Annotated in this window: 16 protein-coding genes; 10 read left to right on the forward strand and 6 right to left on the reverse strand. The window is 65.9% G+C overall.

Annotation, left to right across the window (positions count from 1 at the left end; translation table 11 throughout):
• Nucleotides 1–74: 74 nt before the first annotated feature.
• Together ACSX1C_RS06725 and ACSX1C_RS06730 are read right to left on the reverse strand one after the other, a co-directional pair.
• Nucleotides 75–659 (reverse strand): hypothetical protein, encoded by a 585-nt coding sequence (locus ACSX1C_RS06725; RefSeq protein ID WP_439888781.1) that lies wholly within the window; start codon nt 657–659, stop codon nt 75–77.
• Nucleotides 660–763: 104 nt separating this feature from the next.
• Nucleotides 764–2317, reverse strand: a complete 1554-nt coding sequence (locus tag ACSX1C_RS06730; RefSeq protein WP_439888782.1) for a sigma-54-dependent transcriptional regulator — start codon at nt 2315–2317, stop codon at nt 764–766.
• 256 nt (nt 2318–2573) lie between these two features.
• Here ACSX1C_RS06730 and phhA point away from each other — a divergent pair, with 256 nt between their 5' ends.
• From phhA to ggpS, 6 genes are all read left to right on the forward strand, one after another.
• Nucleotides 2574–3359, forward strand: coding sequence for a phenylalanine 4-monooxygenase (gene phhA, locus ACSX1C_RS06735; protein ID WP_439888783.1), 786 nt, complete (start codon nt 2574–2576; stop codon nt 3357–3359).
• A gap of 109 nt (nt 3360–3468) precedes the next feature.
• The gene (locus ACSX1C_RS06740; RefSeq protein ID WP_318646051.1) at nt 3469–3822 is read left to right on the forward strand and encodes a 4a-hydroxytetrahydrobiopterin dehydratase; all 354 of its coding nucleotides are present in this window, start codon (nt 3469–3471) and stop codon (nt 3820–3822) included.
• Nucleotides 3819–5015: an amino acid aminotransferase gene (locus ACSX1C_RS06745; RefSeq protein WP_439888784.1), complete on the forward strand. Its 1197-nt coding sequence runs from the start codon at nt 3819–3821 to the stop codon at nt 5013–5015. The genes ACSX1C_RS06740 and ACSX1C_RS06745 overlap by 4 nt, the downstream gene beginning before the upstream one ends.
• Before the next feature lie 78 nt (nt 5016–5093).
• A complete protein-coding gene (locus ACSX1C_RS06750; RefSeq protein WP_439888785.1) occupies nt 5094–6431 on the forward strand; it encodes a DUF2254 domain-containing protein in 1338 nt (445 codons plus the stop codon).
• A gap of 165 nt (nt 6432–6596) precedes the next feature.
• Nucleotides 6597–7862 carry an MFS transporter gene (locus tag ACSX1C_RS06755; RefSeq protein WP_439888786.1) on the forward strand — a complete coding sequence of 422 codons (1266 nt, stop codon included), beginning with the start codon at nt 6597–6599 and terminating at the stop codon, nt 7860–7862.
• Between the two features lie 112 nt (nt 7863–7974).
• The gene (ggpS, locus tag ACSX1C_RS06760; RefSeq protein ID WP_439888787.1) at nt 7975–10236 is read left to right on the forward strand and encodes a glucosylglycerol-phosphate synthase; all 2262 of its coding nucleotides are present in this window, start codon (nt 7975–7977) and stop codon (nt 10234–10236) included.
• Between the two features lie 53 nt (nt 10237–10289).
• Here ggpS and ACSX1C_RS06765 read toward each other — a convergent pair whose 3' ends face one another.
• Nucleotides 10290–11192: a LysR family transcriptional regulator gene (locus ACSX1C_RS06765; RefSeq protein WP_439888788.1), complete on the reverse strand. Its 903-nt coding sequence runs from the start codon at nt 11190–11192 to the stop codon at nt 10290–10292.
• 126 nt (nt 11193–11318) lie between these two features.
• On the opposite strand from ACSX1C_RS06765, the gene ACSX1C_RS06770 reads away from it, so the two are divergent.
• On the forward strand, nt 11319–12077 hold the full coding sequence (locus ACSX1C_RS06770) for an SDR family NAD(P)-dependent oxidoreductase (protein ID WP_439888789.1): 759 nt from the start codon (nt 11319–11321) through the stop codon (nt 12075–12077).
• A gap of 19 nt (nt 12078–12096) precedes the next feature.
• Here ACSX1C_RS06770 and ACSX1C_RS06775 read toward each other — a convergent pair whose 3' ends face one another.
• Entirely contained in the window at nt 12097–12846 is a 750-nt protein-coding gene (locus tag ACSX1C_RS06775; protein ID WP_439888790.1) for an alpha/beta fold hydrolase, read from the reverse strand.
• A 159-nt stretch (nt 12847–13005) separates the two neighbouring features.
• Here ACSX1C_RS06775 and ACSX1C_RS06780 point away from each other — a divergent pair, with 159 nt between their 5' ends.
• Nucleotides 13006–13755 carry a TIGR01458 family HAD-type hydrolase gene (locus tag ACSX1C_RS06780; protein ID WP_439888791.1) on the forward strand — a complete coding sequence of 250 codons (750 nt, stop codon included), beginning with the start codon at nt 13006–13008 and terminating at the stop codon, nt 13753–13755.
• Between the two features lie 63 nt (nt 13756–13818).
• On the opposite strand, the gene ACSX1C_RS06785 is transcribed toward ACSX1C_RS06780, so the two are convergent.
• Both ACSX1C_RS06785 and ACSX1C_RS06790 read right to left on the reverse strand, forming a co-directional pair.
• Nucleotides 13819–14115 carry a LasR-specific antiactivator QslA gene (locus ACSX1C_RS06785; protein WP_318644653.1) on the reverse strand — a complete coding sequence of 99 codons (297 nt, stop codon included), beginning with the start codon at nt 14113–14115 and terminating at the stop codon, nt 13819–13821.
• The gene (locus ACSX1C_RS06790; protein WP_439888792.1) at nt 14108–14383 is read right to left on the reverse strand and encodes a hypothetical protein; all 276 of its coding nucleotides are present in this window, start codon (nt 14381–14383) and stop codon (nt 14108–14110) included. The genes ACSX1C_RS06785 and ACSX1C_RS06790 overlap by 8 nt, the downstream gene beginning before the upstream one ends.
• 736 nt (nt 14384–15119) lie before the next feature.
• Here ACSX1C_RS06790 and ACSX1C_RS06795 point away from each other — a divergent pair.
• Together ACSX1C_RS06795 and ACSX1C_RS06800 are read left to right on the forward strand one after the other, a co-directional pair.
• Nucleotides 15120–15539 (forward strand): MAPEG family protein, encoded by a 420-nt coding sequence (locus tag ACSX1C_RS06795; protein WP_439888793.1) that lies wholly within the window; start codon nt 15120–15122, stop codon nt 15537–15539.
• A gap of 199 nt (nt 15540–15738) precedes the next feature.
• On the forward strand, nt 15739–16323 hold the full coding sequence (locus ACSX1C_RS06800) for a DUF6151 family protein (protein WP_439888794.1): 585 nt from the start codon (nt 15739–15741) through the stop codon (nt 16321–16323).
• Nucleotides 16324–16397 lie beyond the last annotated feature (74 nt).

Genomic DNA, 16397 nt, shown 5'->3' on the forward strand with positions numbered 1-16397 from the left:
GTCTCCAAATCACGCAGGATCCGGACGGGCCCAGTTTCCGCCACCCGTACCCGCCCCCGCCATTGCACCAAGGTCTAACAGGACTCGGCCGCCCCGCCGCCGGTCTCGCCGCTACCCGCAATGCCCACACTGCTCACCACCCAGCAGGCCACCAGGCTGGCCAGTAACCAGAGCGCGGCGAATATCCCCATCACCTCCAGGTAGGCCATGCCCTGATTCCAGGGCCGCGCCACCCCGAGAAACGCGGCGAACAGCCAGGCGCTCATGGACAGCGCGCCGAGCAGGCCCAGGCGAATCCGCGCCGAGGCAGGCAAGGCAACGAAGGGCGCCTGGTGCAACAGGGGAAAACCGAGGCGGTGCAGCAGTACACCGTTGCAGGTCAGCAGCACGACCACGCTGCCCTTGGCCCAGAGTTTCTGATTGAGCAGATAGTCGGCCCCGGCCGTCAGATAGCCCTGCGCCACCAGCGCCAACCCGGTGACCCACAGGGCCAGCAGTGCCAGGCTGACCACCTGCTGCACCTCCGCCAACTGGGCGCGCTTGCCCTCGTCCAGTCCTGCCTTGCGCCAGCGCCAGAGCTTGTGGTCGGTCTGCAACAGGGTACCGAGGGCGACACAGGTGGCCAGCAGGTGGCTGTAGATGAGGAACGTCTTGAGCATGGAACTACCTTCTTGTTGTCAGGCCAGGCGTTCCCTGCGGCGCAAAATTGAAACGTAATGCTACAGACTCCCATTTGCACCAACAACCAGAATGCGAAGCGTTCTTACTCCTTGCCGACACCGTGCTGGCGCAACTTGTTGGCGATGGTGGTGTGCGACACCCCCAGGCGCTTGCCCAGTTGGCGGCTGCTCGGATGCTCGGCATACAGGCGCTCCAGCACGGCCTTCTCGAAGCGGCCGAGGATGACTTCCAGGCCGCCCTCCAGGGAGAAGTCGCCGAGCGGCTGCGGCGCGCCATAGTCCGGCAGGCGGATATGCTCGACCTTGACCGTGCCGCCCTCGCACAGCGACACGGCCTGGAACAGCACGTTCTCCAGCTGGCGCACGTTGCCCGGCCAGTGGTAGTGGCCGAGCTTGTCCAGCACCTGGGGCGCCAGACCCGGCAAGGGGCAGCCGATCTGCCGACTGGCCTGGTCGAGAAAGTGCTCGACCAGCGGCGCCAGGCCATCCAGACACTCGCGTAGCGGCGGAATATGCAGGCTCAGCACGTTGAGGCGGTGATAGAGGTCCTGACGGAACTCGCCCTTGGCGCACAGCTCGGACAGGTCGACCTGGGTGGCGCAGACCACCCGCACGTCCAGGTACACCTCCTCGTCGCTGCCGACCCGGCGGAAGCAGCCGTCCTGCAGGAAACGCAGCAGCTTGGCCTGCAGGCGCGGGCTCATCTCGCCGACGCCGTCGAGAAACAGGGTGCCGCCGGCAGTCAGCTCCAGCAGGCCAAGTTTGCCCTCCGGCCGCGCCCCCTCGAAGGCCCCCGGGCCGTAACCGAACAGCTCGGTCTCGGCCATGGACTCCGGCAGCCCGGCGCAGTTGAGCGCCATGAACGGCGACTGCCCTCGCGGGCTGGCCAGATGGCAGGCGCGGGCCAGCAGCTCCTTGCCGGTGCCGGTCTCGCCCTCGATCAGCAGCGGTGCGTCCAGCGGCGCCATGCGCCGCGCCTCGCGCACCACCGCGGCCATCACCTTGGAGCTCTGGAAGATGCTGTCGAAGCCGCGCAGCTCCTGCTTGCGCACGTGGTAGATACGCTCGCCCACCCGGTCGGCGCGGTGCAGGGTCAGCACCGCGCCGGCCAGCGCATCGCTTTCGTCGTGCTCGGTCTGCAGCGGGGCGATATCGGCGAGGAACACGTCGCCCTTGACCTTGACCCGCAGGCCGTTGATCCGCGACTTGTTGGCGCGCACCAGCTCGGGCAGGTCGAAGTCCTCGGCGTAGCGCGACAGCGGAATGCCCGGCACCTCGTCCACCCGCACGCCGAGCAGCTGCGCGGCGGCGCGGTTGGCGGCGACTATGCTGCCGCCCATGTCGATCGACAGCACCGGAAAATCCAGGGCGCCGAGCAAGGCGTTGAGCTCCAGGTGGCGCCGTTCGCTGGGCATCAGGCCGACGCGCTTGACGCCGAACACCCCGGAAATCGCCTCGAACTTGGCGCGTAGCGACTGGAACTGCAGGTTGATCAGGTTCGGGCAGTGCAGGTAGATGGCATTGCCCTGCTCGCCGCCGACCTCGCCGCGGGCGACGTTGATGCCGTAGTCGACCAGCAGGTTGAGGATGTCGCGCAGGATACCGATACGGTTCTGGCAGTGGACTTTGATACGCATGACGGGCCCCGATGGCGGCGTTGGAAGCGGCTGAGGCCCCTGGAATCGAGCAATCTGCCGTAATTTCCGTCAAGAATATGTTACGGACATAGCCACCAGCAAGACGGCGCGTCGCCACTCCGCCGCCTTCGTAATCTATTCTTTACGGAAAGCGCGCCTTGTCACCGCCCGTCTTTTCCCGGGAGCGGCTGCGCAATCGCACATCCTGGGATATCCATAGTCCAACACAACAACAAGGCCCCCTCAGGAGGCAGCGATGAAATCCACGCAGTACGTGGCCCGCAAACCGGACGAAAGCGGCTTCATCCACTACGACGAGGCCGAGCATCGGGTGTGGAACACCCTGATCACCCGGCAGCTCAAGGTGGTCGAGGGGCGCGCCTGCCAGGAGTACCTGGACGGCATCGACCAGCTCGGCCTGCCGCTCGAACGCATCCCCCAGCTCGACGAGATCAACAAGGTGCTGCAGGCCAGCACCGGCTGGCGGGTCGCCCGGGTACCGGCGCTGATTCCCTTCCAGACCTTCTTCGAGCTGCTGGCCAGCCAGCAATTCCCGGTGGCCACCTTCATCCGCACGCCGGAAGAGCTGGACTACCTGCAGGAGCCGGACATCTTCCACGAGATCTTCGGCCACTGCCCGCTGCTGACCAACCCCTGGTTCGCCGAATTCACCCACACCTACGGCAAGCTCGGCCTCAAGGCCAGCAAGGAAGAGCGGGTGTTCCTGGCGCGGCTGTACTGGATGACCATCGAGTTCGGTCTGGTCGACACCAGCCAGGGCCGCAAGATCTACGGCGGCGGCATCCTCTCCTCGCCGAAGGAAACCGTCTACTGCCTGTCCGATGCGCCCGAGCACCAGGCCTTCGACCCGCTGGAGGCGATGCGCACCCCCTATCGCATCGACATCCTGCAGCCGTTGTACTTCGTCCTGCCGGAGCTCAAGCGCCTGTTCGAACTGGCCCACGAGGACATCATGGCCCTGGTCCACCGGGCCATGCAGATGGGCCTGCACGCCCCGAAGTTCCCACCCAAAGCCGCGTAGGGCGGATAACGCCGCCTGCGGCGGCTTATCCACCATCACCCTGTCCCGGTGGACAAGGCCGAGGGCCGTTGTCCACCCTACGAACACCCCCATCTTCAGGAGAACCCCCATGAGCCTTGCCCAAGCCCACTGCGAAGCCTGCCGCGCCGGTGCCCCGCTGGTGTCCGACGAAGAACTGGCCGAACTGATCAAGCAGATCCCCGACTGGAACATCGAGACCCGCGGCGACCACATGGAGCTGGAGAAGGTCTTCCTGTTCCGCAACTTCCGCCATGCCCTGGCCTTCACCAACGCCGTCGGCGCCATCGCCGAGGAAGAAGGCCACCACCCGGCCCTGCTCACCGAATGGGGCAAGGTCACCGTGACCTGGTGGAGCCATGAGGCCCGCGGCCTGCACCGCAACGACTTCATCATGGCCGCGCGCACCGACGAGGTGGCCAAGAACGCGGAGGGCCGCAAGTGAGGCACTTCGGCGCCATCGCACGGGTGCCCGGCGACCCCATCCTCGGCCTGATGGAAGCCTTCGCCGCCGACGCCAATCCGGCCAAGCTGGACCTGGGCGTCGGGGTGTACAAGGATGCCCGCGGCCTGACCCCCATCCCGCGGGCGGTCAAGCTGGCCGAGCAGCGCCTGGTCGAGGGCGAGACCAGCAAGAGCTACATCGGCGGCCATGGCGATGCCCTGTTCACCGCGCGCCTGGCCGAACTGGTGCTCGGCGCCGCCAGCCCGGCCCTGGCCGAACAGCGTGCCGCCGCCAGCCAGACCCCCGGCGGCACCGGCGCCCTGCGCCTGGCGGCCGACTTCATCGGCCACTGCCTGCCGGGCCGTGGCATCTGGCTGAGCGACCCGACCTGGCCGATCCATGAGACCCTGTTCGCCGAAGCCGGTCTGCGCGTCGGCCACTACCCCTATGTCGGCCCCGACAACCGCCTGGATGTCGAGGCCATGCTCGAGACCCTCGGCCGCCTGCCCCAGGGCGACGTGGTGCTGCTGCACGCCTGCTGCCACAACCCCACCGGCTTCGACCTCGGCCAGGACGACTGGCGCCGGGTGCTGGAGGTGGTCAAGGCGCGCGAGCTGCTGCCGCTGATCGACTTCGCCTACCAGGGCTTCGGCGACGGTCTGGAGCAGGACGCCTGGGCCGTGCGGCTGTTCGCCGAGGCGCTGCCGGAGCTGCTGATCACCAGCTCCTGCTCGAAGAACTTCGGCCTCTACCGCGAGCGCACCGGCGCCCTGCTGGTCTGCGCGGCAGACACCGGAAAGCTTCAGGATGTACGCAGCCAGCTGGCCTCCATCGCCCGCAACCTGTGGTCCACGCCGCCGGCCCACGGCGCCGCGGTGGTCGCCAGCATCCTCGACGACGACGAACTCAAGGCCCTGTGGATCGACGAGCTGGACGCCATGCGCCAGCGCGTCGCCGCCCTGCGCCAGGGACTGGTCGAGGCCCTGCGCCCCCACGGCCTGGCCGAGCGCTTCGCCCATATCACCGTGCAGCGGGGGATGTTCTCCTACACCGGCCTGTCGCCGCGGCAGGTGCAGCGCCTGCGCGAGGAGTACAGCGTGTACATGGTCGGCTCGGGACGGGCCAATGTCGCCGGCCTGGATGCCCAGCGCCTGGACCAACTGGCCAGCGCCATCGCCCGGGTCTGCAGCTGAGGGCTGCCGGGGAGCCGGCCCGCCGGACGAGGGCTCGACTATAGTTCGGGCAAACCCTTCGTTTCGGCGGCCGCTCCCGTGGTGCAACCCTCCAACCTGCTCTTCCGCGCCTACCTGCGCACCATCCACAGCCTGGCGTTCTACCCGACGCTGATCGCCCTGGGTTTCCTGCTGCTGTGCCTGCTCAACATCGCCATCGAGTACCAGCCCTGGCTGCTGGCGGTGAAGGCCAGGCTGGACATCGGCCTGGTGAAGAACGCCGACAACGCGCGGTTGATCCTCGGCACCCTGGTGGCCGGCATCATGTCGTTGATGGTGTTCAGCTTCTCCATGGTCATGGTGGTGCTCAACAACGCGGCCGCGGCCCTGTCGCCGCGGCTGATTCCCGGGCTGATCAGCAGCAAGGGCCACCAGAAGACCCTGGGCTTCTACCTGGGCACCATTCTCTATGCGCTGCTGCTGATCACCACCATCGAGCAACAGGGCGACGAACGGGTTCCCAGCCTCGGCGTACTGGTCACCCTGGGCCTGGGCATCGCCTGCCTGGGGCTGTTCGTGCACTTCATCCGCTCGATCAGCCAGTCGATTCAGGTCGAGCACATCCTCAACAGCCTCTATATCGGCACCCTGGACAAACTCAGCGACTGCGAACACAAGCTGCTCGATTGCACCCAGGCGCCCTCCTGGCCGGTCGACGAGGGCTGGGTGCAGGTCGAGGCCCAGCGCAGCGGCTATTTCAAGGAACTCAACGTCAGCACCCTCTGCGCCCTGCTCGAGGAGCACGACCTGCGCATGGCGGTGCTGGTCCATCGCGGCTTCTTCGTCATGAGCGGTCATCCGCTGTTCAAACTGGATCGCCAGGTCGACGAAGACCTGAGCCAGCAACTGCTCGACTGCTTCGACTTCTTCGTCGAGCAGTACGTCAGCTCCCACTACCTGTTCGGCTGCAAGCACATGTCGGAGATCGCCGTGAAGGCCCTGAGCCCCGGGATCAACGACCCGGGCACGGCCATCACCGCCATCGACATGCTCAGCGTACTGTTCAGCAAGCGCATGGCCCTGCCGGACCTGGATGTCGTCCCCCTGCCGGACCAGCCGCCGCGCCTGTTCTTCTTCGAGCTACCGCTGGACCAGTTGCTGCAGCTGATCTTCGGTCCGCTGCGCAGCTACGGCCACGAGGACCCGCATGTGCTGATCGGTCTGCTGCAGGCCTACAAGAACCTGCTGTACCAGCGCCCCCGCGCCCATCACCAGGCCGACCTGATCCGCCACGCGCAGAGCGTGCTGGAAACCGCCGACCGGCACATCGCCAACCGCCGCGACCGCGAAGAGCTCAACGCCATGGTGGAGCGCTTCAACCAGGCCGCCCGGACCACCCCTCCCGCCCTGAACCCCCTCAGGGTGGAGGCGTCCTGAGCCGGCAATGCCCCAAAAGGGTGCGAAATCTCGCCAAAAAAATATCGCCAGCCTTTTATCTCTTAAATTACCCCTTGCATATCAACAACTTAACCAACGCAACCCGACCCACCTGGCCCGCTTCGTGCTTGCTATCGAGGGCGTAGTTCCCTAGGGTAGTCCGCCATGTGGTCCCAGATTGCCCCCATCAGCTCACTGCTGAGCGGGGTCGCGTTACTCCTGCTCGGCAATGGCCTGCTCAACACCCTCCTGACCTTGCGTGGCGTCGCCGAAGGCTACTCCAGCTCGATGCTCGGCCTGATCATGTCCGGGTATTTCGTCGGCTTCCTCCTCGGCACCTGGCTGGCGATTCCGCTGGTGCGCCGCGTTGGGCATATCCGTGCCTTCGCCTTCTGTGCCGCCCTGGCCGCCATCGCCGCCCTGCTCCACGTGCTGCTGGTCGACCCCTGGGTCTGGCTGGCCCTGCGCGTGCTCTACGGCCTGGCCCTGGTCAGCCTGTACATGGTGATCGAGAGCTGGCTCAACGCCCAGGCCCCCGAGGACAAGCGCGGCCAGGTGTTCGCCCTGTACATGGCGGTCAATCTCGGCGCCCTGGCCGCGGCGCAGCAACTGCTGGGCCTGGCCGAGCCCGGCGACTTCATCCTCTTCGTCCTGGCGGCGATGCTGATCAGCGCCGCGCTGATGCCCATCACCCTCACTCGCCAGGCCCAGCCCAGCGTGCCCGAGGCGCTGCACAGCAACCTGCGCCAACTGCTCGGCATCGCCCCCCTGGCGATAGTCGCCGCCGGCCTGTCGGGCCTGGCCCTCGGGGCCTTCTGGGGCATGGCGCCGGTGTACGCCAGCCTCAGCGGCTTCGACGCCGGCGGCGTGGGCCTGCTGATGAGCAGCGCGATTCTCGGCGGCGCCCTGCTGCAGTGGCCCATCGGCCGCTATTCGGACAAACACGACCGCCGCCTGGTGATGCTCTGGGTGGTGATCCTGGCGGTGCTGGTGGCGCTCGGGATGAGCCTGCTGCCGGCCGGTCGGGCGCTGCTCGGCCTGATCTTCCTGTTCGGCGGCCTGGCGTTCGCCATCTACCCCATCGCCGTGGCCCAGCTGATCGACCAGCTGCACGGCGACGAGATTCTCGCCGGCTCCGGCAGCCTGCTGATGGTCAACGGCATCGGCTCGGTGTGCGGCCCGCTGCTGGCCGGGGTGCTGATGCAGCAGTTCGGCGCCCGCGCCCTGCCGCTGTACTTCGCCACGGTGCTGGCCCTGCTGGCCGCCTACACCTGGTACCGCCTGCGCCATGTCAGCGACCTGGTCAGCGGCGAACAGGCGCACTTCATGCCGATGCTGCGCACCAGCCACACGGTGCTGGAACTGATGCCCGATGCGCCGCCCGCCGAGACGGGCCGCGTCGACGAGCCACTCGTCCCCGAATCACGCTAGCGGCGCACAACCGCGCCGCTGCAACAACTGCGGCCGCCGCCCTCGCGCGGCAACGCCCACCCAACAGCACGTCGGCCCAGGTCGGCGCGTCAACTGCATAAGGAGACAGCGCATGCTACTTGCCACCGATCTCGATGGAACCTTTCTCGCCGGCGATCCCGAGGATCGCCTGAGCCTCTACCAGACCATCGCCGCCCACCCCGAAATCCGCCTGGCCTACGTCACCGGCCGCAGCCTGGAGGCGGTGCTGCCGCTCTTGGCCGACCCGACCCTGCCGCAGCCGGACTACATCATCGCCGACGTCGGCGCCAGCCTGGTGCACGGCGACACGCTGCAGCCCATCCAGCCGCTGCAGAGCGCGGTGGACGCCCTGTGGCCCGGCGAGAGCCAGGTCGCCAGCGCCATCGAGGGCTTCGACCTGGAGCGCCAGGACGTGCCCCAGGCCCGTCGCTGCTCCTACTTCTGCACGCCCGAAGAGGCGGCCAACCCGGCCCTGCTGGACGCCGCCCGCGCCCTGGGTTGCGACCTGCTCTACTCGGCCGAACGCTACCTCGACTTCCTGCCCCAGGGGGTGAACAAGGGCAGCAGCCTCAAGGCCCTGGCCGACTGGCTGAAGCTGGACGCCGACCAGGTGCTGGCCGCCGGTGACACCCTCAACGACCTGTCCATGCTCAGCGGCCCGTTCAAGGGCGTCTGCGTCGGCCAGTCCGAGACGGGCCTGCTGGAAGCCACCGCCCAGCACTCGCGCACCCTGCACGCCAAGCGCCCCGGTTGCGGCGGCATCCTCGAAGCCTTCGCCCACTTCGGTTTCCTCGGCGAGCACGGCATCGCCGCCGAGCACCGCCAGGCCGCCCAGCCCGGCAAGGCCGAACTGGTGATGGTTTACCATCGCCTGCCCTATGAGGAATACCGCGGCACCGACGGCAAGCTGCAGCGCCGCCGGCCGACCTCGCCGAACGGCATCATCCCCACCCTGCTGAGCTTCTTCGGCGACGGCCGGCCCGGCTCCTGGGTCGCCTGGGCGGTGCACGAGGACGAGGATGAACCCTTCGACAGCCACACCACGGTGGATGCCGAACGCTACCCCAAGCTCACCGCCGCGCGGGTCAAGCTCAGCAAGCAAGAAGTCGACATCTTCTACAAGCGCTTCTCCAAGGAGGCCTTCTGGCCGACCCTGCACACCTTCTGGGAACGGGCCACCTTCAACGAGGACGACTGGCAGGTGTTCTGCAAAGTCAACCGCGCCTTCGCCGAACGCACCGCCCTGGAAGCCGCCAAAGGCGCCATCGTGTGGCTGCACGACTACAACCTGTGGATGGTCCCGGCCTACCTGCGCGAACTGCGCCCGGACCTGCGCATCGCCTTCTTCCACCACACCTACTTCCCCTCGGCGGACGTGTTCAACGTGCTGCCCTGGCGCCGGCAGATCGTCGGCAGCCTGCTGCAGTGCGACTACGTCGGCTTCCACATCCCGCGCCAGGTGGAGAACTTCGTCGATGTGGCCCGCGGGGTGTTCCCGCTCAAGACCCTGGAGCGGCAGAACTGCGCGCCGCGCTTTATCACCTACGGCTGTGCCGTGGGCCTGGAGCGCATGACCACGGCCGTGGACACCGGCACCCGAGTGGTCAAGCTCGGCGCCCACCCGGTCGGCCTGGATATCGGTCGGGTGCGCAGCGCCCTGGACAACCCGAAGATCCGCGAGATGATGGCGCGGCTGCGCGAGGAGCTGTCCGGCGTCAAGCTGCTGCTCTCGGTCGAGCGCCTCGACTACACCAAGGGCATCCTGGAGAAGCTCAATGCCTACGAGCGCCTGCTGGCCGACAACCCCGAGCTGCTCGGCAAGGTCACCCTGGTCACCGTCTGCGTGCCGGCGGCCAAGGAAATGACCATCTACGACGAACTGCAGACCCAGATCGAGCAGGCGGTCGGCCGCATCAACGGCCGCTTCGCGCGGATCGGCTGGACGCCGCTGCAGTTCTTCTTCCGCAGCCTGCCGTTCGAGGAGGTCAGCGCCTGGTACGCCATGGCCGACGTCATGTGGATCACCCCGCTGCGCGACGGCCTCAACCTGGTGGCCAAGGAGTTCGTCGCGGCCCAGGGCCTGCTCGGCGGCAGCGGCGTGCTGGTGCTCTCCGAGTTCGCCGGCGCCGCCGCCGAGCTCAAGGGCGCCCTGCTGACCAACCCTCACGACCCGGCGGACCTGGCGCAGACCTGCTACCTGGCGCTGAACCTGCCCAAGGCCGAGGCCCAGGCGCGCCTGCGCCAGCTGTTCGATATCGTCAGCTACAACGACATCCACCGCTGGGGCGACGAGTTCCTCGCCGGGGTGGCACTGGAAGACAGGCCGCAGGAGTCCCTCGTGCAGGCCTCCTGACAGCCCGCCGCCCGCGCTCGTCCCACGGGGCGACGCCGCGAGGCGGCGACCCCTCAGGCCCGAGCTTCTACCTCGATCAGGCCCTCCAGCCACTGCATGAACACCCTCACGCGCTGCGGCAGATAACGCCGGTCGGCGTAGAGCAGCGTAACCGCCATCGGCGGCGCCAGGTGGTCCGGCAGCACGGTGCGCAGCCGCCCGCTCGCCAGGTAGTCGCGCACCCCGGCCAGCGGCGCCTGAATCAACCCCAGACCGCCTAGACAGGCGGCCTCGTAGGCATCGGTGTTGTTCACCGTCACGCTGCCCGTCATCGGCACCTGGCGCAGCCTGCCGTTGGTGACATAGTCGAAGCCGCTCGAGCGCGCGCCGAGCACCGGCACGTAGTGGATCAGCCGATGCCCGGCGAGGTCCTTGAGGGTCGCGGGCGTGCCATAGGCTTGCAGGTAGGCCGGGCTGGCGCAGTTGACCATGGTGAAGCCGCTGAGCCGGCGTGCGACCAAGGAGGTGTCGGCCAGTTCGCCGACGCGCAGCACGCAGTCGAAGCCCTCGCCCACCAGATCGACCTGGCGGTCGCTGCTGCTGATCTCCAACTCGACCTGCGGATGGCGGGCGACGAACTCGGCCAGCCGGGGCAGGACGATCTTGCGAGCCACCGAGCTGGGCATGTCGACCCGCAGGCGGCCGACCAGCGCCGTGTCGTCCTGACGGAACAGGCCCTCCAGCTCATCCATGTGCGCCAGCATGTCCTTGCTGCGCTCGTACAGCACCAGGCCGTCCTGGGTGACCTGCACCTTGCGCGTGGTGCGGTGCAGCAGGCGTGCGCCGAGCAGCGCCTCCAGGGCCTGCACCTGCTCCGATACCGTCGAGCGCGGCAGGCCAAGGCTCTCCCCGGCCTGGGTAAAGCTGGCCAGTTCCGCCACCCGGACGAAGGTGCGCAACAACTCCAGCTTGTTCATGGGTGGCCTCCTCGAAATTGTTCGCCATATCCGACCAGTGTTTCCAATTCTGCCGGATTTATCGGAGCCGGATCGAACAATAAGCTGGCCCTCGACCCTTCCACCCAGGCAACGAGGAGTACGGCCATGACCCGTAAAATCGCACTCATCACCGGCGCCAGCCGCGGTCTCGGCAAGAGCACCGCCCTGCACCTGGCCGCCCAGGGCATCGACATCATCGGCACCTACCACAGTCAGGCCGGCGAAGCACAGGCGCTGGTCGGCGAAATCGAGAAGCTGGGTGGCCGCGCGGCCATGCTGCAGCTCGACGTAGGCGCCAGCGCCGGCTTCGACACCTTCGCCGCGCAGGTTGCCGAGACCCTGGCCAGCACCTTCGGCCGCGAACGCTTCGACTTCCTGGTCAACAACGCCGGCATCGGCGTCCACGCCAGCTTCGCCGAAACTACCGAGGCGCAGTTTGACCAGCTGGTGAACATCCAGTTGAAAGGCCCGTTCTTCCTCACCCAGAAACTGTTGCCGCTGATCGCCGAGCAAGGCCGCATCCTCAATATCTCCACCGGCCTGGCGCGCTTCACCCTGCCGGGCTACGCCGCCTACGCGGCGATGAAGGGCGGTATCGAGGTGTGGACCCGCTACCTGGCCAAGGAACTCGGCCCGCGCGGCATCACGGTCAACGTGCTCGCCCCCGGCGCCATCGAGACCGACTTCGGCGGCGGCGTGGTGCGCGACAACAGCGAGGTCAACCAATACATCGCAGCCAACACCGCACTGGGTCGCGTGGGTCTGCCGGACGACATCGGCGGGGCAATCTCCCTGCTGCTGGCCGAGGGCGGTCGCTGGATCACCGGTCAGCGCATCGAAGCCTCCGGAGGCATGTTCCTCTGACCCCGCCCCCCCCGGCGCCTCAGGCCAGCTGCAGCGCCCGCTGCAGTTCGCCGACCAGGGCGGCGGGACGCTCCAGCATCGGCAGATGCCCGCAGCCCGGGATCAGGGACTGGCTGGCCGCGGCCGACTCGGCCCAGGCCGGCACGTCCCAGCCCGCGCGCGAATGCTCACCGGCGATCAAGTGCACCGGTAGACGGGCGAAGAGCGCGCGCAGCCTGTCCCGATACGCCGCCGGAGCGGTTTCGGCCACCACCGCCTGCGCCATGGCCTGCACCGTCGAGGCAGGCTGCTGGGCCAGCCAGCACTCGGCCACCCGCAGGGTTTCAGCCGTCGGGACAACCCCCGCCCCGGCCAGCCAAGCGGCCGGGTCTCGCCGATAGCCCGCGAGCAACGCCTCCACCTCTGCCGGCGTCATGGCCGCCACCCGGGCCGACCAGAAGGCATCCTTCAGGCTGAAGTTGCCCTCCACGCTGACCAGGCTGCGCACCCGTGCCCCGTATCGGCACGCGAACAGCGCCGCCACCACGCCACCGACCGAATGCCCCACCAGGTGCACCGGCTCATCGCCGAAATGCTGCTCGACAATCCCACGCAGGTACTCGACCTGGGCATCGATGCTCAACTCGGCGGCCACCCGCTGTCGCTGCGCGCCATAGCCGAGCAGATCGGGCGCCAAGACCCGGTGCGGGGCGAGCAATCCGCTCAAGTCGGGAAGCTGCAACGAGCCGATAAGCCCGTGGATCAAGACGATGGGGGTAGAGGCAAGCATTTGGAATCCTTTCGCTGATGTTCGAACAACGGCCGGGACCACCCCCGCGCCTTCGGTACCGCAGGGCCACACGCTGCAATGCAGGGGCATGGGGCGTCAAGCTGTGCTATCGCTGTTAGGGTGCAGTGCAGAGCGCGCTTCGGCGTGAGGAGGCAGGCGATGACACAGGCGGTGCTGCTGGACGTCAGCGGGGTGCTCTACCAGGACAGCGTCCCCCTGCCCGGCTCGGTGGACGCGGTTGCCCAACTGCAGGCCAAGGGCTACCCGTTGCGCCTGGTGACCAATACCTCGCGCCTGACCGCCGCCGAGATCCATCGCCAGCTCAGTGGCATGGGCTACGTCATCGACCCCGAGCAGATCTACAGCGCCCCCCGAGCCATGCGCCATTACCTCGAGGCCCGGGGCCTGCGCCCCTACTGCCTGATCCACCGCAACCTGGAAGCCGAGTTCGCCGACCTCCTCGAAGAACCGGCACCCAATGCGGTGGTCATCGGCGACGCCGCCGAACGCTTCGACTACCCGCATCTGGAGCGCGCCTTCCACCTGCTGCTGGAGGGCGCGCCGTTGCTGGCCATGGGCATCAATCGTTACTTCCGCTACCAGGGTGCCCTGCGCCTGGACGCCGGCCCCTTCGTCCGCGCCCTGGAATACGCCGCAGGGGTCGAGGCCCTGGTGCTCGGCAAACCCTCCGCGGCCTTCTTCCAGGGCGCCCTGGAGGAACTCGGCGTGCAAGCGCCCCAGGCGCTGATGATCGGCGACGACGTCGAAGGCGATGTATTGGGTGCCCAGAAGGCCGGGTTGCAGGGCTGCCTGGTGCAGACCGGCAAGTACCGTCCCGGCGACGAAACCAGGGCTCCGGACGCCCTGCTGGCCAAGGACCTGGCCGATGCGGTCCGCCGCTATTGCTGAGCGGCACCGAAGGAGCCCGCCGGAGTTCCCGGCGGGCGGTCTGTGGCGAGGTCGACTGCCGGCTTACAGCTGCAGGCAGGTCTTCCTCGCCTGGTGGTTGCCGCCGAACGGCGAACACAAGCGCTGGTGCACCCGGCTGAGGAAGCCGATCTCGAAGGCCCGGCGCTGCGCTCCGGGGGGCAGCGCGTCGCGCTCGATGATCAGGTTGGCCCACAGCCAGCCGGTGTCGTCGTTGCTCAACCAGGCCTGGGCGCTGGCCACGCCCCGGTCGAAGGCCTCGTGGCAGTTCACCGGCCACTTGATGATCGCGCCACGATGGCCGTCATGGGTGGGCAGGTGGCTGGTGCAGGGTCTATTCATCGCCAACCCTCCCTTGCGCCTGGGCCAACGCCCGGCGGTACAGCACCAGCACGTCGCTCAACAGCGCGCGGGCGCTGTCGCAGGCCTCATGCAGCGGCCTCGCGCCGGGGGTGGACGCCTCCATGCGCGCCAGGATGTCGAACAGCTTATGCAGCATCGCCACCCGCAACTCGGCCGCCGCCTGGAAATGGCAGCCCTGGCCATCGAGGCAATCGAGTGGTTCGTAGCGTTTGGGGAAGGGAACGACAACAGCGTTGAATCTAGCCATGGCGCACCTCCAGGCAGGAGGCGAACGACAAGGCAAACAGCCCAAGGTGGAGCCCTTGGGTAAAAGGTGGATAGCGCATTTTCCGTATGCTCCTTGGTTTGATTAAGGAGCCGTCACCCCACCTTCCTACGGGTAAGGGTGGCGGACCGTACAAGGGTAGGAAACCGGCAACCAAGGAAACCGGCCAGGCCGAAGCCTGCCTCGCACGGCCCGCCATAACTGCACGAGAAAACAGCAGGCACAAAAAAGCGCCTGCTCTCGACTTATGGCGCTACCGCGCCTTGGTTCAGATCGGGTTCCTACACCCGGTCACGGGATTGACCGTGACCGGCGCACTCTAGCCCGGTGCAATGAGCAGGGCAAGCTCGAAGAAACGAGGGGGCGCTTCGCCACAACAACTTGTGACGACACGCCGCATTCGGGTAGTTTCAGCCCACGCAATGACGCACCCCGCAGGCAGGACGCCGAGTAGCTTTCCCCTGCTTGCATCGACTGTTTCAACTGAGTCATCCGTCGATGCAAAAATGGCACGCCAATGCTTGCCCAGGGTTGTCGATGCGCCACCCCTGGTGCATAACACCCCACAAGGACCCTGCCACAAGCCGGAAGCCTCAAGCTAGAGAGGTTGCGCTGATAATGGCAGGGAATGTTATCCACCCAATGGTGCGTTTAAACGCACCATTGGGTGTCTAATTTTAGTTAGGCCTTATCATCAAGAATAGAGAGGGAGCCTCATATGACAAGCCACACCGCCGTCGCCTTAACTGGCCTTATTACTTGGGCATTGTTTCTGCTCATTCTGATGGAACTTCTGCGTGCCCGTCTCGTTATCTTAAAACAGATCCCCGCAAACGAATTCAAGCCAGACAATGCCAATCTTTCTCCGTTCATGCAGCGTTTGGCGCGTGCACATGCCAACTGCATAGAAGGCCTTCCCATATTTGGCGGCCTCCTGCTTGTGGCCCTTGTCACGGGCCAAGCCGCAGTCACTGATTCACTTGCCTATCCTCTTCTTGCTGCCCGTTTAATGCAGTCGCTTGCACATCTCACATCGCTGAGTATTGTGGCAGTGAACATTCGCTTCGCGGCCTTCGTCATTCAAATGATAATCGCCGCATACTGGGCTATTCGGCTGCTTTCGGGGTTGGCCGGCTAAGGCCTAACAATACGTTTCATCACGACTCTCCCAACTATCAGCCACCACCGCTGCGGGTATAGAAGGTGGTGCGGGGAGAGTCCATTACAGCACTCAAATCGCTCATTTCGTTCGCCGGGACCGGCTAAAGCCGGCCCCTTAGCTTAATCGTTATACAGCACAGCGCTGATCGCAATCTGGCCAAGGAATGGTGATATCTATGCATCCAATTCAATGTAAATGCGGTGCCGTTAAAGGGCAGCTCAAAAGCATTAGAACTAGCAATCGTCTCATCTGCTATTGCACGGATTGCCGAGCGTTCGCACATTTTCTTGGTAAAGCTCCTTTTGTACTAGACGAACAAGGTGGAACTGAGATCGTTCAAGTGGCTCAACAAGACCTGCTTTTCTGCCAAGGAGAAGATCTCCTATCGGCAGTACGCCTCAGCGAAAACGGTATGATCCGCTGGTATGCAGCATGTTGCGGAACGCCTATTGGCAATACTATGGCCAGCCGAAAAGTGTCATTCATCGGACTTATTCACAGCTGCCTTGACCGTCAGCAAATGGATAAAGACTTTGGAGCAAACGTTGCAGTTTTAAACACTGACACCGCCCTAGGCCAAGCGAAGCCAAAGCAACGCGGGCTTCTGGGGGTTTTAGTTCGTTTCATATGGATCGTGGTCACGAACCGCGTCAACGGACGGTACAAAAAATCGCCTCTTTTTAATTCTTCAGGCTTGCCTCGAGTACCCCCCAAAATACTGAGAACTGACGAATTGGATAAGTTGAAGAGTGCCGTATAACGGCTTATATGGACTCTCCCCACAAGCGGTGAGGAATAGCTTTTCCAACCCTGTCGTCAGCGCGGTTGCATGCG

Origin of the sequence: Pseudomonas sp. MBLB4123 (assembly GCF_051904775.1) — a bacterium.
GTDB lineage: Bacteria > Pseudomonadota > Gammaproteobacteria > Pseudomonadales > Pseudomonadaceae > Aquipseudomonas > Aquipseudomonas benzenivorans_B.

Coding starts and splice junctions, on each gene's coding strand:
- ACSX1C_RS06780 (WP_439888791.1), top strand. CDS start 13,006: ATGACACAGGCGGTGCTGCTGGACGTCAGCGGGGTGCTCTACCAGGAC.
- ACSX1C_RS06785 (WP_318644653.1), bottom strand. CDS start 14,115: ATGAATAGACCCTGCACCAGCCACCTGCCCACCCATGACGGCCATCGT.
- ACSX1C_RS06725 (WP_439888781.1), bottom strand. CDS start 659: ATGCTCAAGACGTTCCTCATCTACAGCCACCTGCTGGCCACCTGTGTC.
- ACSX1C_RS06790 (WP_439888792.1), bottom strand. CDS start 14,383: ATGGCTAGATTCAACGCTGTTGTCGTTCCCTTCCCCAAACGCTACGAA.
- ggpS (WP_439888787.1), top strand. CDS start 7,975: ATGCTACTTGCCACCGATCTCGATGGAACCTTTCTCGCCGGCGATCCC.
- ACSX1C_RS06775 (WP_439888790.1), bottom strand. CDS start 12,846: ATGCTTGCCTCTACCCCCATCGTCTTGATCCACGGGCTTATCGGCTCG.
- ACSX1C_RS06795 (WP_439888793.1), top strand. CDS start 15,120: ATGACAAGCCACACCGCCGTCGCCTTAACTGGCCTTATTACTTGGGCA.
- ACSX1C_RS06770 (WP_439888789.1), top strand. CDS start 11,319: ATGACCCGTAAAATCGCACTCATCACCGGCGCCAGCCGCGGTCTCGGC.
- phhA (WP_439888783.1), top strand. CDS start 2,574: ATGAAATCCACGCAGTACGTGGCCCGCAAACCGGACGAAAGCGGCTTC.
- ACSX1C_RS06755 (WP_439888786.1), top strand. CDS start 6,597: ATGTGGTCCCAGATTGCCCCCATCAGCTCACTGCTGAGCGGGGTCGCG.
- ACSX1C_RS06765 (WP_439888788.1), bottom strand. CDS start 11,192: ATGAACAAGCTGGAGTTGTTGCGCACCTTCGTCCGGGTGGCGGAACTG.
- ACSX1C_RS06800 (WP_439888794.1), top strand. CDS start 15,739: ATGCATCCAATTCAATGTAAATGCGGTGCCGTTAAAGGGCAGCTCAAA.
- ACSX1C_RS06740 (WP_318646051.1), top strand. CDS start 3,469: ATGAGCCTTGCCCAAGCCCACTGCGAAGCCTGCCGCGCCGGTGCCCCG.
- ACSX1C_RS06730 (WP_439888782.1), bottom strand. CDS start 2,317: ATGCGTATCAAAGTCCACTGCCAGAACCGTATCGGTATCCTGCGCGAC.